The sequence below is a fragment of the Rhizobium sp. 007 genome, from assembly GCF_015353075.1.
Classification (GTDB): domain Bacteria; phylum Pseudomonadota; class Alphaproteobacteria; order Rhizobiales; family Rhizobiaceae; genus Rhizobium.
Genome location: NZ_CP064188.1, coordinates 335,631 through 351,258, shown reverse-complemented (window position 1 = coordinate 351,258; position 15,628 = coordinate 335,631). Strand labels below are relative to the sequence as shown.

The following is a 15,628-nucleotide window of genomic DNA, read 5'->3' as shown; positions in this document are numbered from 1 at the left end:
TCGATGGAGGAAACACCTAATGGCATCAACTGAAAAGAAGCAGGGAAGTAGCTCAGGCAAGGGCGAAAAGAGCGCATCCAGCTCCTCGCCCTCGAAGTCTTCTTCGTCCGGAAAGCAGGGCGGTTCTCACGAACAGCACGTCAAAGCGGGTCAGCAGAGCCACAAGACCTCAAAGTAGCCACTCACCCGATGGAGTGGAGCCCGCGGTTGATCCGCGGGCTCCCAGCGCCAGCCTGCAACAATTTCTATACCGACGATAGGCACGCGGCGGCGACTTCACCATGTCGCCGGTTGAGGTGAGCGGCTCGACCATCGCCCAGTTGAACGGCACCTGCGGCATTCGTCGAACGGCTGCACGTTCCAGCCACCGTAAAGATTTGGCTTTCAGGCTGCATTTTACAGCAGCTCTTCGACGCCGGATCGACTGACCCCATGACGAGCGGGCCTCTGGACCTCTTTATTATCGAGCACGCAACCGCCCTCCACACCCCGCTATCACCGCCGGTGATCAGTTGCTCGTCGCGACGAGGTCCGACGCGTCGCAGCTGCGCCGCGGCCCTTCCCATGGTTGATACGTATTGTCTTCCGGTCGATACGACTTGTATCGAGCGGCGCACCGGGCTGCCGCCTGTGTATTCATTTTCGTGCCGACGCGTTCATTAGCTTCGGCGACAATTCGATGGAACGGCGAAAAGCACTCGCGGGTCTCACCGCTATAGGATCGATAGCTATTGGTCGCGGGATTGAAGGAGCGGTAGCGTTCCGCACACCAAGCAAGGTGTTCGGTCGAAAGTTTTGATTGCGTTGTCTGACGTTCGGTTGACGGGCGAGCGGAATCCGGCCTCGATCTTGAGGTCATAGTCGCCGAGGCTTCGGTGACATAGCTCGAATAGAGAGGCGGAATTCGTTCATAGCGCTGCTGCCGAGGATCGACTTTCACCGGCCTCGTCGTCCATAGATCACCGGCTGCAAGGTCATTGAAAGCATGAGGTTCGGCACCCCCCACGACGTGTGACGCGACAGATGCGGCGGCTACGCACGCCCCGACCGAGCTGACGATTCCGAAAACAATGGATGCGATGGCTTTCATCTTCCCGACCCCCTGCTATTGAGTCTGTGGAACCAGACGCGCCCGGCGGTACTCCTATGTCGGCCGCTGGTGGCGAAAGGCGCCGCCGGAATGCCGGCACTTGCCAGCAGGATGGCGAGCGGCACGGTCAGATCACTGGATTTCTCTTCGGAATAGATCATTGTTCCTTCTCCTCGGCCCTGGCGGCGGAGGGCACCGCCGGGGGGCGGCCTTTCGTGACCGCTGCCAACGAACGACCTGGGTAAGGGGTCGTTCCACGCCCCAGGACCTCAGTCTGATAGACCCCGGCCTTTGGTCTGAAACCCACTTCAATGTGTATTTGCGGATCGTAAGGCGCTGCGGTCGCGGACACAGGCAGGAGATCGAAGGAGATGGCATGATCCAACCGCCGGGAAGCTGGACGCAGGCGCCTGGCGATGCGTCTGCCGCAGATGCGGAAAGCTGATAATGGGAGCTCGCGACCTGTGGAAGTTCGAGCTCTTCGAGCCCTCCAGATGGAGTCGAGTCGCGCGACTCTCTTCCGGGGCGAGCATTCAAATTCGAACCTGGTGCACTGGATCCTTCTGTTGGGTTTGACGCAACCGAACACTATGACACGACGATCATTCCTCGAGCCCTTTGTCGACAGGCGCCATCGAGCTTTCGTTGAGCAATTGCGAGATCGCGGTGACCAACTGCGCGAGGGCGAATGGCTTCTGAAGCATGACACTCTTCGGAACACCTTTTGATGCCCACTCGGCGGAACTGTCCCCACTCGTGTAAACGACAGGCATCCCCGGCGCGATTTCGCGCGCAGCGCGGGCCACCTCCCAGCCGTCCGGCCCGTCTCCCAACCGGATTTCGGAGATCAACCCTTGCACGGGCCGATCGGCCGCGCCCAGATACTGTATGGCCTTCCTTCCGTCAGATACCGTATGCACCTCGAATCCCGCGTCGGTGAGCACGTGTTGGAAGACCTGCAGCACCGAAGCGTCATCATCCACGAGCAATATTGTGATCGGCTGCATCTGGAATCCCTCGGAAAGCAAAGACTCGCTCGGCAACGCGCGATAGATGAAACGGTTCCACTGAACTGTCGTATCGAAATGCTCGCATCCATCCGCGATATTCGGTCAGAGCGCCTTTAGCGGGTGTCCGTGGCGACAAGAAGCCCCGCGACTCTTGCCAATTTATCGGCGGGCTTTTCCCTCGGGGGTATGGTCGGCCAGGTGGCCGCACTGAAGAATCCGGAGCGCGTGCTTTCCCTGACGGCGATCAGCAGCTCGCCGGTCGGGGTGGACCAATCGCACTTCCCTCCGAGCGGCGAGGCCTGGATGGAACACATGACCGTGGAGGCGGACTGGTCGGACCGGGCAGACGCGGTCGCGTACCTGGTCGAGGACGCGCGCCTGACCGCGGGGACGGCACATCCGTTCGACGAAGCCGGGACCCGAGCCTTCCTCGAACGGGATTTCGACCGTTCCGGAGGCTATCTCAGCGCCACCAACCACAGCATCCTCTTTGAGGTGGGCGACCCATGGCAGGGCCGGCTGAATGAGATGAAAGTGCCGCTTCTCGTCGTTCATGGCACGGCCGATCCGGTTTTCCCGCTGGCGCACGGCGAGGCACTCGCGGGAGCTGTAGCGGATGCGAAGTTCGTGACGGTCGAAGGTGGCGGCCACGAAATTCATCCCCATGATTGGGACGAGATCATTTCTGCCATCGACGAACATGTCAGAAGGCGAACGTCCGTCAAGTGACCGAGACAAAACCAAGTGAGGTGGAGATGTTGAATCGTGCTGACTTCTATGACGCAGAATTAAAGCGGCACAATGGGCATTTGCGCGCCGCCGCGAGCGTTGGCGTACGTGACCGCGTGCTCGATATCGGTTGCGGGGCAGGACAATCGACTCGTAAGGCCGCCCGTGTCGCGGTGCAAGGCGCTCGGCGTGGATACGTCCCTGGAGATGATCGAGGTTGCGCGACGACGTTCCAACGAAGCGGGGTTGCGAAATGTTACGTTTGAGCAGGGTGATGCCCAGCACCACGCAATTCCCGCTGCCAGCTTCGACCTCTGCATCAGCCGGTTTGGCGTCATGTTCTTTGCTGATCCGGCGGCGGCGTTTGCTAATGTCGCCCGCGCGACGCGTCCGGGCGCGCGCCTTGTATGGATGGTGTGGCAGAGCCAGGAGCGCAACGAGTGGTCTGGTGCCATCAGGCGAACCTTGGCCCCAGCAACCGCGGTTTCCGCAGATGCTTCCATGCCGTTTTCACTTGGCGATCCCACCATCACCACGGAACTTTTGAGCACGGCCGGCTTTGTTTCGATCGATTTTACCGACGTGCGCGAACCGGTCTTCTATGGGCCAGACGTCGATAGGGCGTTCGACGCGCTCATCGAGCTCTATCTTGTGAAGGACGCGCTCGCGCGAACCGATGAAGCGCCCGACAAGGCATTGCAGCGACTGCGCGATTTACTGGAGGCGCATATGACCACCGAGGGCGTACTCTTTGACTCGCGCGCGTGGATCGTAACCGCCCGCAGGGTGTGAATCGGCGCCGAAGGTTGACTGACGAGTGGGCGTCCTCGTCGCTGCATGTGCGTTTTGGCCGCCACGCCTCGTCGCGGACGAAGCCGTTCTATTCATGCTCCCTGTGGCGCGACACCTTCTCGCGGTTTCCGCAGGTCCGCATGCTGCACCAGCGGCGCTTGCCGCCGCGCGACGTGTCCAGGAACAACCAGCCGCAACGGGGGCAGGAATGCAGCCTTTCGCGCGGCAAGGTGAAGTAGCCTTCGATCGAGAGCATGGCCAGAAGGGCGGTGACGGCTTCGGGGTCCCGCCACCGGGCAAGGGCGAGGTCGGGTCTTGTGTCGTTCAGTCCCACCGCCCCGCCGGAAAGTCCGCTTGCTGCGCATTCGAACAGGAAGCCCAACGCTTCCGTCGCGGGCGGCTCTTTCGCGGCAATCGATCCGAAGATCCGAGCCGATGCCTCCCTTATCGCATGGATCCGCTCCACGAAAGGCTCGCCTCCTATCCCGGCGACCGCTTCGGCCTTGCGAGCGCCGGCAAGCCCGGACGCCTTGAACCAGTTTCCGACATCCCGGGCGGATTTGAGCAGCTCGTTGTCGGGCTCGGGCACCCTCCGGTTGAACACGGCGTTCGCTAGGTCGAGGGCGGGATGCCCGCCAATAAAGTGCTCTTCTACCCATTTCGTCTGCGTGCTCGCCACGGAACATAACCTCTTTTTGCGTGTTATCCGGTTACAATGGTTCGTAACCGCTATTATAGCGATATCCGGTTTCGATGCCAGACGATGCTCCTGTCAAAGCGTGAGAAGGAGAAATGAGAGATGCGAAACCATCGCCACAAGACCCGCCATGAGACCGTCAATGTCCAAGGCTTGGACATCTTCTACCGACATGCTGGAGACCCGGACATGCCGGCGATCCTGCTGCTGCATGGCTACCCGACTTCGTCCTACATGTATCGCAACCTCATCGAGCCATTGGCAGAAACCGCCTATGTCGTCGCCCCGGACCTGCCTGGTTTCGGCTACTCCTCCGCGCCATCCGCCGATGCTTACGACTACACGTTCGAGAACATTGCCGACACGATCGACGCGTTCCTCGCTGCCCTAAACCTCCAGAGGTTCTTCCTGTTTATCCACGATTTCGGCACGCCCGTGGGCTATCATCTCGCGACGCGCCGGCCGGACCGCATCCGTGGCCTGATCGTCCAGAACGGCAATGCCCATGACGAGGGGCTGGGGCCAGGTTGGGACGCTCCGAAAGCGTTCTTTGCCGATCCCACCGAGGAAAATAGGGCCAAGCTGCCCGACTGGATGAATTTCGAGACAACCCGCTACCAGTATATCGGAGAACAGCCGGAGCGCCTGATGCGTCTCTATCCTCCAGAGGGCTGGCAGCTCGACTGGGAGCGCCTGTCACGGCCCGGAACCATCGACATCCAATTTAAGATCTTCTCCGACTACGGGTCGCACATCGCGCGTTTCCCGGCCATCCGGGCCTACCACCGCGAGCACCAGCCGCCGTGCCTTCTGCTTTGGGGCAGGCACGACCCCTTCTTTGATATCAACGAGATCATGGCATACAACCGCATGCTTGATGCGCTGGAAATCCACGTCTTCGAAAGCGGACACCAGCTGTTGGAAACCCATCACAGAGAATGCGCGGCTCTTGTGAGCCGCTTCATGCTCGACGTGGACGCGGGGCGAGCTCAGATTCCTCCAAGTGACGTCATAGCGAGCATGACCGTGGCGGGCATATCGGTTTTTCTGGATTGGCCTACCTGCCGCTCCTGATGGCTGAACCAGCGCTTGATGACTCCCGCCAGAGTAGACCGGTGCAGCTTTGAGGGGAGCGGTGCGTGATCGGTCTGCGGAACATCGCCGAGCGTGCCGTCTTTACCTGGCATCCACGATCCAGGAGGATATCCGCATGCCCAGATTCATCACCATCGGATATGGCGATCAAGCGGGATATGACCGCACTGAACCGGCTGTCCGCGACAAGGCTCACGCCCATGACAAGGAACTTCAGGACAGAGGGGTCCTGATGGGGATCGCCGGCTCCCCGGTTCAGGTCCGAAACCACGATGGCGCGAAAATCGAAACCACCCAAGGGCCGTTTCTGCAATCGCCCCTCCCACTCGCCGGCTTTGCAATCATCGAAGCGGACAGCCTTCAAGACGCAATCGACAAGGTTTCGTGGACGCCCTGCGCTGTCGCGCAAGGGGTCGTGGAAGTATGGCCGTTGGAGCAACCGAAGTAAGCCGCGGATCAAGTTGACCGCACATCGCTCTTGGGAGGCGGGAAGAATGTTCGTTGTTCTGGGCGCAACAGGTCACATCGGATCGGTCGTTGCCGAAACCCTTTTGAACGAAGGGCATGAGGTTACCGCCGTCATGCGGGACACCGCAAAGGCGGCCTCTCTGAAGTCAAAAGGCGCGCAGATCGCCGTGATTGACGTAGGCGATACGCTAGGACTTCGCGCTGTGTTTCGCCGTGGTCGTCGCGCATTTCTTCTCAATCCCCCGGCGCGCATCGATATGGACACCGATGCCGAGGAAAATCGCACCGCGGCAAGTATCGCCGAAGCCGTCGAGGGATCGGGTCTGGAGAAGGTTCTTGTCGAGTCCACCTACGGTGCACAGCCCGGCGACGCGATCGGCGATCTTTCCGTGCTCTGGAACTTCGAAACAAGTGTCGGCTCCTCCAAAAGTCCGATGGCAATCAATCGAGGCGCGTATTATTTCACCAATCTCGACATGCTTCTCGACGGCGCCCGGGACGGCACGATCACGACGATGTTTCCGCCCGACCTCAAGATCCCGATGGTCGCGCCTTGCGACCTAGGTGCCGCCGCCGCCAGGCGTCTGACAACCGGCCTCGATGACACCGGCATTCGATATGTCGAAGGACCGGAGCGGTATTCGTTCGACGACATAGCGATCGCCTTCGCCAACGCTCTCGGTCATGCCGTCACCGCAAAAACGATCGAGCGAGCGGACTGGGAGACGAGTTTCCGGGGGATGGGCTTTTCAGAGACCGCCGCGCGAGCCTATGCCAGGATGACGGCCGCGACGGTGGATCGTCTCGAACTGCCCCAATCTCCGTCGCGAGGATCAATCAGTCTCCAGACCTACATTTCTGAACTGGTAGGATCGCGGGTCTCTTGAGGGTAACTAATGTCTCAGATGACGGGAAAGGGTTGATGCGATCGTCTCAAGGACGTCATGTGTTGCCGGATCGCTCAACATCGCAACCCGTCACACCCACCCAGACACGACCAAAATTTTAGAGGGAGGACTTAGTCGACACCGGCGTTATGCCGTAGATAGCCAAAGGGGCGCTGCCCTGATCCCGCACCTCTGTTCCTTGCCATGAATGGCTGACGCATGGCATTGAAGTCCGAGAAGCAAAGCGGCCGCGAAGGACCGCTTGCCGCGCAAGCAGACATTGCAACGCGCGGAGCATGGCGCTCCGATTGCGCGTTTGTCAGTCAGGCTCACACACTTCAGGAGGACTCATGTTCGACCACGTTAAATTCGGAGCCACCGACTATGCGGCGAGCAAAGCGTTCTTCCTCAAGGCACTTGAACCGCTCGGCGTTGCGGTTGTCTCGGAAGGACCGCCGACCTACGGTGTCGAGCTCAGCTCAAAGGGAAAGGCTTCATTGTGCATATTCAAAACCGAGGAAACGCCGGCGCATCTTCACTTGGCATTCATTGCCGATAATCGCCAGCAAGTCGAAGCTTTCTATCGCGCGGCTCTGGAGGCGGGTGGCAAAGACAATGGTGCGCCTGGTCTGCGCCCGCACTACCACGCCAACTACTATGCAGCTTTCGTTATTGGGCCGGACGGGCACAACATTGAAATGGTTTGCCACCAACCCGAGGCCCAGCCCTTCCATCGAGAGCGCTCATAAGCGGCTTTGCTCACTTGCGACCGCCCCCCACACCTCGTCGACGGCATCGCGGTAGCGTGACCATTCACCCATTTCTTGCCCATCCCGCGCCTGGCAGGTGACGTTGCTGCGTTTCGCCAATCGACGCGCAGTCGACTGACAGCTGCTCAAGATCCCCTTCGGCTGGAGACGGTCACAGATGCCGAGCATTCCGGCACCGAGCACGACCGTCATGCGGCTCGCGGCAATAGACGATGGAGCTTGCGTACCATGGCCAGCGCAACCGTGAAGCCTCCGTATTCCGCAGCTCATATCCGTTTTCCGCAATATATTGGCAGCCCTTCAGGGCCCCGATGCTGCAATTGCGTAGTGTACGGCTTACCGGATTAGTTGACTCGATACTCAAGGAATATAGGCGCTTGCGTTCTAGCCTCATAATCGAAACGTAATCATGCCCCTGACCGACATTGTTTCCGTAATCGCTCGCAGAGAAGATCGCACGGCGCTTCTTTTCGGCAGCGGACGGGCCCTTTCCTACGCGGAACTCGATGAGCAAACGCTCCGTTTCGCAAACCGGTTGGGACAGGGACAAAAGCGGCTCGTGGCGATTGCTGCCGAAGCCTCGGAGCATGCGATCGTCGCCTATCTCGCAGCACTGCGGGCGGGACACGCGGTCGCCATGCTGCCACCCTGTGATGAGAGGCTGTGGGATGATTTTCTTAACGCCTTCCAACCGGATTTCATCTTCCGTCCAACTGATGACCACTGGCGTCTGACCGAGGAGGTCCGGCCTGGAAAAGGCAGTCAGGCGATCCACCCTGATCTCGCCCTGCTGCTCATGACATCAGGCAGTTCGGGCGCTGCCAAAGCAGTGCGTCTTTCCTATGCCAATCTCGACGCCAATTCGCGTTCGATCGCGGCCTACCTCGAACTCTCATCCACCGACCGTGCCGCGTTGGTCCTGCCCCTCCACTATTCTTACGGACTGTCGGTTCTGAATTCCCATCTAATTGCGGGCGGCAGCGTTTTCTTTCCCGGCATTTCTGTAATGGACGGCGACTTCGCCCGCATCATCGACGAGAGCGGCTGCACAAATCTCTCCGGCGTACCCTATTCCTATGAACTCCTGGAAAGGTCGAATTTCCGCACCTCACAGAGCAAGGCACTGCGTGTCATGACCGTAGCAGGCGGCAAGCTCAACGCCGATCTGATCCGCCTTTACCGTGACCATATGCGTACGAAAGGCGGTCGCTTCTTCGTCATGTATGGCCAAACCGAGGCGACGGCACGCATCGCTTTCGTTCCACCGGAAAGCGTATCCGACAAGGAGGAGCGCATCGGGACTGCCATACCCGGGGGTAGCCTCACGCTCGTCGATGACGAAGGAGCGCCAATTACCCAATCAGGCACGGCCGGAGAACTCGTCTATCGGGGGCCGAACGTGATGATGGGCTACGGGATGCAGCGCAGCGACCTTTCGCGCGGCGCCGAGATCGAAGCGCTGAATACTGGCGACATCGCCGTGCAAGACGAACATGGCTTCTTCCGTATTGTCGGGCGAAAGAACCGTTTTGCCAAGATTGCTGGCCTCAGGATCGGCTTCGACATCATGGAACAGGCGCTGCTGCGCGAGGGCATTGCGGCCGCGGTAATCGGCGACGATGCGGGGCTGCAGGCCTACGTGATCGGTGCGGACTCTGTGGAAAGAGCACAACGCATCCTCGCGCAGGCCAGCCGCCTGCCGGCCAATCTGATTTCCGCGACAGCTCGCGACAGTTTTCCAAGGCTGGCTTCGGGCAAGATTGACTATGCCTGCCTCCAGGACGAGACGCGGAAAAGGCGGGCGGAACCCCGCGTGGTGTCTGGCAATGTGCTTGATGCTTATGCCCGTGTATTCTATCCGCTCGCCGTCAGTCGCAAGGACAGCTTCGTTTCACTCGGCGGAGATTCACTCCGTTTCCTGCAGTTGGTCATGGAACTCGAACAGCTCGGCGTCGATGTTCCTGACGGCTGGGAACGCATGACAATCGCCGAGCTCGGCACGCACCATCCGGCGGTGTTTTCGTCGAAGCGCGACGGAGCAAGGGGGTTGCCGACCCACTTGGTGCTGAGAGCAATTGCGATCCTGCTGGTGGTCATTCAGCATGAGACGCTCTGGCCTGTTCCCGGCGGCTCCGGCGTAATGATGCTGCTGGTCGGCTTTAGCCTGGCGCGCTTTCAATCGACCCATTTGCTTGCCGGCCGGCTTAGCCTGGCGCTGAGACCCGCAATCAATGTCCTGATCCCATATTTCCTGATCGTCGCCGCTTATGCAGTTATCTGGCAGACAATTCCCTGGGCTTCGATCACGCTGACCGGCAATTTCGGTTACGCCGAACCGGAGCGCCACGAGATGATCCCCTATCTTTACTGGTTCATCGAAGCCTATGTGCAGGCGCTTATTGCCTTCGCGCTTCTCTTCGCCATACCGGCTGTGCGCAGGTTCGCGCAGACGCGACCTTTCACTTTCTCAATCGGGCTATTGGGTTTTGCCATTGTGGCGCGCTTTTCGCTGCCGCTGTTCATTGAAATCGGTGGACGTCAGATCTTCGCAATCTATTGGGTCTTCCACCTCTGTGTTTTCGGCTGGTGCGCGGGCTTCGCCGACAGCCCGGCAAAGAAGCTGGTTTTGACAGCGTTAGTTGCCCTAGTCCTAGGCTATCTCGCCTTCTGGGAGACCGTCTGGATCGGAACGACGGTCAAGTATTTGACGATCTTTGCAGCGCTTCTTGCTCTTGTTTATATGCCGCGCATTCGATTACCGGCGGATACGGGACGGCTCGTGACATTGATTGCCACATCAGCCTTTCCGATCTACCTGTTGCACCGTTTTGTCCCGGAATTGCTGATGGCACCTGCGGCAGGCATTCTACCTGTTGCGGCCTTTCATCTCATGGCGATCGCAGGCGGCGTCGTGGCCGGTATCGCTGCCAACTACGCGGTGGCGGGGCTTCGCAACCTGCTCAGCAGATACTCGATCGAGCGCCGGACGGAGTTGCGTTCCGCCTAGCTTCCGACTGGCTTTAGCCAAGCTCATCTTGACGCAGCGCTGCCGCAAGCGATTTGTCCGTGACAATCGCGTAAAGGTCATTGTGGGCCGACCGCTTATACCAAAGCTGACATCCGCCAGCCACGCGATCGAACTAGACTACGGCGCGCCGGCCCTTAGTCGGCCTCTCGGCATTTCGATAGAATATCGTCGACGACGGAGGTGAGCGGCGCAGTGGCGTCAATGGTCGTCGCGTTCTTGGGATTGTCTTCTTTCGTTGCATGCAGTCGCACAACCACTTCTCGTTCGGCTGGTTTTCCGCCAAACTCGTCTTCAGGTCTGCTGGCAAGCCGCCTCTTCAACGTGTCCAAATCGACGTCGAGAACGAAAACCCCGTCAAACAAATCAATAAAGTGATGGAAATTCCTTGAGCCGCCGCAGAAGAAGGAAATCGGGTGGCTTCGATCGGCCACCAGGGATTTGACTTTGTCGACATCCCAAAGGTGGTGCTCGTGCCAAAAGGCCACATCCAGACTGTTCTGCCTATGCGCAGAGCGATCCAGCGGTTTACCCGTCTGGGGATCGCCTTGATAAGCCAACTCACGGTCACCGTGGATGGCGTGGTAACCGCGCTGCTGCAGTTCAGTGGCGACTGAGGTCTTGCCAGTCCCGGAAACGCCTTCGATCAAATAGTTCTTGACGCCCATTTTGCTCTCATTCGATGAACCGCACTTCTTGGCAATAGCCACCCCTGTCGCCTTATGGCGCAGGACGGATACGGTGTACAAATCAATATTATGCACAGATTTCCGGCACTTCCATTCCAACGGGCTTGCACGGTGACCGTGTCACCGGACGATAATGCTGCAGGAAGTTGTTGGCGACGAAGAGGACCGTCGGAAGACATTCAAAAGATGAATGCCTGATAGGGATCATGGTTTCTGTACACCAACATACCGATGCGCGAAGAATTGAGGCGGACCGCACGGCCACGTGCAGGGGCTAAAGCACGGTTACAGGAGAGATTGGCCGCACGATCCATTCCGCCGAACATCCGAGGCGGTCGGATGTTCCTAGTCCTCCGGCGCCTTAATTTTCATCAACCGGCACCAAAGCCGCCTGCGCTGCAAAGATCGCCTCAGCGTTGTAGCCGCGCTCGACACCTCTGCGGCATTCCGGTAGTTATTGCGCCTGCGAACTGAAGGTTTTCCGCGGCATCGGGGCGCCGACCGAGACCAAGCAAATGCGCTGCAATTGATCGCAACTTTGATGTTTTGATACCGGGCCGATTGCGGGCGATGCGATATCGGCTTCTAAGGAGCTTCTGCCGATGAGCCTGCCAACGGATGCTTTGAGTCCAAAACGCCATATGGGCATCGACCTGTTTCGGGTCGTCTCCTTCGTTGCTGTTGTCGCAGTTCACGCGCGCGGCTTTTACCTCGGGCCGCGGGCAACAGAGTTTTTCTTGCTCGTTCCACGTTTCGCAGTGCCCTATTTCTTTCTTGTCGCCGGATATTTTCTCAGCCGGAAACGCTTGTCCTTGGTTTCCACGGCCAAGCTTTATCTTACTCGGCTTTTCCCTGTGTTTGCCGGATGGCTGTTCATATACCTTTTGGCGCATGAACTAATTTTTGGCGATAGCGGGATTATGGGCGTCCGACAGCTTCTCGTTGAAGGAGTTCCCGCTTACCATCTTTGGTTCCTGCCGTCTTTGGGTGTGAGCGCCGTTACCTTCGCCCTGTGTCTGAAGGTCTCAGGCATAAGAGGAGCACTCGTCGCCGGGATGTTGCTCTACTGCCTGGGAGTGCCCTTCGTGGAACTGAATGTGGAGGGGCCTTTACACTGGAACTTCCGCGACGGACCGTTTTTTGGCTGCATCTTCATCGCGATCGGCTATTGGATCGGCAAGTCCGGCCTATCGCTGACGATAAAGCAGTCTGTCGCCATCGCATTGGCCGGATTTCTGCTTCAGTGCCTCGAGAGCTTTTTATTGTGGCGCTTTTTCCAGGTGCCGCCCACACGTGACATCGATTATTTCATATCGACCGTCCCTTACGCCGTCGGGATTTTTTTCCTTGCTCTTGGTTGTCAAAGCCACGTGCCGGGCACCGTCGCGAAGCTTGGCGAGAAGACGCTCGGATCGTACTGTATCCACCTTTTGTTCCTGTGGATGGTTCAGACCGTGTTTGTGCCGTCTTCCATCCCACGCGTGTTAATCACCATTGTCATCGTCAGCATCGCTTCGCTCATTGCTAGCAACTTGATGTCAAAGATAAAGCTTTTGTCCCTGCTCGTGCAGTGACTAACGTTCAATGCAGCCAAGGCCACCGTCGCCTGTCGGCCTCGCGGCGACAATAAGCGCAGGAGGCGCGAGAGCTGATTATAGGTGCTCGCTACTGAATGAAATGAAAACCCGACGGAAGCGGGGTATAACGCCTTCACGCGGCAAGGACTCGTCTAAGAGAGGTCAAAGGCGAGCCCAAGCCATGAGTACCAGGGGGATAACCCGATGGCACTTGGGATCACGCAGTTTTAGTAGCTGTGGAAGCCCGAAACGCGTGACTTCAATAAACGCCCGGTGGAAGGGAAGGTTCCCTGCGATCGACCAGAGAAGAAAAATCCTCTCTTGCGAAAATCTACGACAATCTACGAATATCCTCAGGGGCCGGTGCATCCTATCATCTCCGTGCGCCCGCGAACGGCTGAAACCGCGGCGCAGGGGGGAATCCTGGCCGTGGCCGTGTGGCGATGACGACCGCCGTTAGTCTCGCCATTGGTGGCGAGCATTCATCTCAAGCGCTCGCCGAGGCCCTCGGCCGCGCTATGCGGATCGAGCAGTTCAAGCGGCCGGTAGAGTAGCATCCTCGTAGATTTCGCGGTGGATATTTGCGCATTGCGCGATTTAATTGTTGGATGGCAAAGCCCCCGCGTTCCTGGCCTCTGCAAGCCACCGACCAACCATTGCGAACGCGACCGCGAAAGCCTCGCGATCCGGCGTAGCCGAACCTTCCCCTCGATCCCTTGGGTTACGCCTCAAGCACGAAGCCCAGGGGCGCGGCCTGAGAGTTCCGCTTATTCGAGGCGAACCTTGGCGGCCGTTACTGGAGTCGCCGACGTTACTTCTGTGGCGTGTCCGCACTCTTCCCAGCGAGTGCGATGCCGCTGTAGGGTGGCCGAACGTGCGCCTGACCATCTCACCCGGAGGCTCGGTATGGCCGAGATCTTGTTGTTCCACCACGCACAAGGGCTGACCCCGGGTGTGCGCGCGTTCGCCGACGACTTGCGGGCTAGCGGTCACATCGTGCATACGCCGGATCTGTCGACGGACGCACGTTCCAGAGCATCGATGAGGGTCTCGGCTACATCGGTGAGATCGGATTCGACGACATGCGGGAGCGCGGCGTCAGCGTCGCCGACGAGCTGCCTCCCAAGCTCGTCTATGCCGGGTTCTCGTTCGGTGTGCTGCCGGCGCAGAAGCTGGCACAGACACGGCCGGGAGCCCGCGGAGCCCTGCTCTTCTCCTGGCCAGACGGCGTCGCGGTCCAGATTCACGGCATGGAAAACGACCCGATCTTCGTCGGCGAGGGCGACATCGACGCCGCCCGTGAGATCGTGGAGAAGGTCGAGGACGCGGAGCTTTTCCTGTACCCCGGCGATCAGCACTACTTCGCCGACAGTTCGCTCCCATCGTATGACGCGCATGCAACCGCACTACTCACCATTCGAGTGCTTCAGTTCCTGGATCGCGTTTGATCCATGCCGGCGTCTTGGCTTGAGCTCAGTCCCGAAAGGTCGTCCCGCAACAGTGCTTACTTTCCGGCCGCGATAGCGATCGATCCTTGTAACATCGTCGTTCTTCGATGGGCGAGAAAGGCAATCCGCAATCGATCCATTTCAAAGTCCGCTTTCGGCAATACCACGATTGCAGCCAACCGAACCCTTTAAAGAACAACTACTTGAGATTTTCAATGTCCGGTGTTGGCGGGCGCAATCCGGCCGACCGCAGAATGGGTATTGTTATGCCGAGCTTGCCATCCCGCCCTATCGGAAATCTCGAGCTCTAGGGAACTGGCTCGGCATAGTATCCGGCTCGGGATAAATTCCGTTTCTCCACATCGATACGCTGAAGGTGAAGAGCCGAAACTTCCACCGACATAGGGGGTGCCGGAGTGCGAGCGCCTCGAGCCGGTCCAAAAAGTGGTTCGAACGATCCAGAATCTGGATCGTTCTGCTCGGAGGTTCGACGCCTCGTCGTTAGCGCGCCGGAACTTGCCGGCCGGTTCAGCGTTGCCGTCGTTGAGGAGGAGTTCCAATGTCAGTCCCTTTCGAGCCTATTGTACCGCGGCCGGCCCCGCCGCCGGATCCTGACCGTATTCCCGGCGATGAGTCACTTCCCGATCCCGAACCCGATGAGGGCGCCGCACCAGTCGACCGGATGTCGGCACACTGCCCAACAGGGAAAATCCATTTTCGAGGCGTCCGTCTGCAATCCGAGGGTCGGCCATGAGCGAAGATTGGAGAGCTGATCTCAAGGTAGCGCTCGAGGACTTCGTAGATACCTATGTGGTTAGGGGCGCGAAACAGGCTGACGTCTACGATGCTATCATCGAGGAGATCGGAAATCTTCGGGCGAACTACGAGCGGGATCCTGATCCAGCCGAAGATCGTGCGCGAGCCGTTGTCGAGGAACCGTCGAACGACTGGCCCGGCGCTCAGCGCTGAGCACCAGGCAATAAAAAAGGCCGGGGCGAAACCGCACCGACCTTCTCGACATCGCTCTTCACACCAGTGCCAGTACATCCGTGGTCAAAAGCAGATAAGCGACTTCGGCAGTCGCGAACGCTCGCGTGGAGCGCTCACCAGCAACGCCGATGAGCTGCAGATAGCCGATGATTGTGTTGGTTTCAAGGGCGCGGAGGGGATGCGACGTCGATCTTCTAGCCGGCATCTCCGCGAAACGGGGCCGGGATCGCTATTATAGTCTCTGCTGGAACCTTCGCTAGGAACGGAAGTTAATTGCGCGAGGTCGCGGTGTGTTAATCGGACACGACGGAGATGATGAACGCACCGGTTTTTCCGATTTCTCGGTGCGGGCAACGAAACG

The 15,628-nt window shown here is 58.9% G+C and carries 13 protein-coding genes and 3 pseudogenes; 10 read left to right on the top strand and 6 right to left on the bottom strand.

Annotated elements, in window-relative coordinates:
* Nucleotides 1-508 precede the first annotated feature (508 nt).
* The 3 genes from ISN39_RS22670 to ISN39_RS22660 all read right to left on the bottom strand — a co-directional run bounded on the left by ISN39_RS22670 (nt 509) and on the right by ISN39_RS22660 (nt 2,097).
* Nucleotides 509-1,090, bottom strand: a complete 582-nt coding sequence (locus ISN39_RS22670) for a BA14K family protein (RefSeq protein WP_194730533.1) — start codon at nt 1,088-1,090, stop codon at nt 509-511.
* Complete coding sequence (locus ISN39_RS22665) at nt 1,087-1,251, bottom strand: hypothetical protein (RefSeq protein ID WP_194730532.1); 165 nt, start codon at nt 1,249-1,251, stop codon at nt 1,087-1,089. The genes ISN39_RS22670 and ISN39_RS22665 overlap by 4 nt, the downstream gene beginning before the upstream one ends.
* Before the next feature lie 441 nt (nt 1,252-1,692).
* On the bottom strand, nt 1,693-2,097 hold the full coding sequence (locus ISN39_RS22660) for a response regulator (protein ID WP_194730531.1): 405 nt from the start codon (nt 2,095-2,097) through the stop codon (nt 1,693-1,695).
* A 150-nt stretch (nt 2,098-2,247) separates the two neighbouring features.
* Here ISN39_RS22660 and ISN39_RS22655 point away from each other — a divergent pair.
* Nucleotides 2,248-2,829: pseudogene (locus tag ISN39_RS22655) on the top strand (alpha/beta hydrolase); the annotation flags it as partial.
* Between the two features lie 26 nt (nt 2,830-2,855).
* Nucleotides 2,856-3,621 (top strand): annotated as a pseudogene (locus ISN39_RS22650) (class I SAM-dependent methyltransferase).
* Nucleotides 3,622-3,709: 88 nt separating this feature from the next.
* Here the strand turns inward: ISN39_RS22650 and ISN39_RS22645 are convergent.
* Nucleotides 3,710-4,300: a CGNR zinc finger domain-containing protein gene (locus tag ISN39_RS22645; protein ID WP_194730529.1), complete on the bottom strand. Its 591-nt coding sequence runs from the start codon at nt 4,298-4,300 to the stop codon at nt 3,710-3,712.
* Between the two features lie 120 nt (nt 4,301-4,420).
* Here ISN39_RS22645 and ISN39_RS22640 point away from each other — a divergent pair, with 120 nt between their 5' ends.
* The 5 genes from ISN39_RS22640 (at nt 4,421) to ISN39_RS22620 (ending at nt 10,545) form a co-directional block, all read left to right on the top strand.
* Nucleotides 4,421-5,392 (top strand): alpha/beta hydrolase, encoded by a 972-nt coding sequence (locus ISN39_RS22640; RefSeq protein WP_194730528.1) that lies wholly within the window; start codon nt 4,421-4,423, stop codon nt 5,390-5,392.
* Nucleotides 5,393-5,528: 136 nt separating this feature from the next.
* Nucleotides 5,529-5,861 carry a YciI family protein gene (locus ISN39_RS22635; RefSeq protein WP_194730527.1) on the top strand — a complete coding sequence of 111 codons (333 nt, stop codon included), beginning with the start codon at nt 5,529-5,531 and terminating at the stop codon, nt 5,859-5,861.
* A 46-nt stretch (nt 5,862-5,907) separates the two neighbouring features.
* Entirely contained in the window at nt 5,908-6,768 is an 861-nt protein-coding gene (locus ISN39_RS22630; RefSeq protein WP_194730526.1) for an NAD(P)H-binding protein, read from the top strand.
* A 350-nt stretch (nt 6,769-7,118) separates the two neighbouring features.
* Nucleotides 7,119-7,517, top strand: a complete 399-nt coding sequence (locus tag ISN39_RS22625) for a VOC family protein (RefSeq protein ID WP_194730525.1) — start codon at nt 7,119-7,121, stop codon at nt 7,515-7,517.
* Nucleotides 7,518-7,947: 430 nt separating this feature from the next.
* Nucleotides 7,948-10,545, top strand: a complete 2,598-nt coding sequence (locus ISN39_RS22620; RefSeq protein WP_194730524.1) for an AMP-binding protein — start codon at nt 7,948-7,950, stop codon at nt 10,543-10,545.
* Between the two features lie 155 nt (nt 10,546-10,700).
* Here ISN39_RS22620 and ISN39_RS22615 read toward each other — a convergent pair whose 3' ends face one another.
* Complete coding sequence (locus ISN39_RS22615) at nt 10,701-11,231, bottom strand: AAA family ATPase (protein WP_194731880.1); 531 nt, start codon at nt 11,229-11,231, stop codon at nt 10,701-10,703.
* A 623-nt stretch (nt 11,232-11,854) separates the two neighbouring features.
* Here ISN39_RS22615 and ISN39_RS22610 point away from each other — a divergent pair.
* From ISN39_RS22610 to ISN39_RS22600, 3 genes and pseudogenes are all read left to right on the top strand, one after another.
* Complete coding sequence (locus ISN39_RS22610) at nt 11,855-12,826, top strand: acyltransferase (protein WP_194730523.1); 972 nt, start codon at nt 11,855-11,857, stop codon at nt 12,824-12,826.
* A 909-nt stretch (nt 12,827-13,735) separates the two neighbouring features.
* A pseudogene (locus tag ISN39_RS22605) lies at nt 13,736-14,277 on the top strand (dienelactone hydrolase family protein).
* 750 nt (nt 14,278-15,027) lie between these two features.
* The gene (locus tag ISN39_RS22600) at nt 15,028-15,246 is read left to right on the top strand and encodes a hypothetical protein (RefSeq protein ID WP_194730522.1); all 219 of its coding nucleotides are present in this window, start codon (nt 15,028-15,030) and stop codon (nt 15,244-15,246) included.
* Nucleotides 15,247-15,304: 58 nt separating this feature from the next.
* Here the strand turns inward: ISN39_RS22600 and ISN39_RS22595 are convergent, their stop codons facing one another.
* Nucleotides 15,305-15,472: a hypothetical protein gene (locus ISN39_RS22595; RefSeq protein WP_194730521.1), complete on the bottom strand. Its 168-nt coding sequence runs from the start codon at nt 15,470-15,472 to the stop codon at nt 15,305-15,307.
* Nucleotides 15,473-15,628 lie beyond the last annotated feature (156 nt).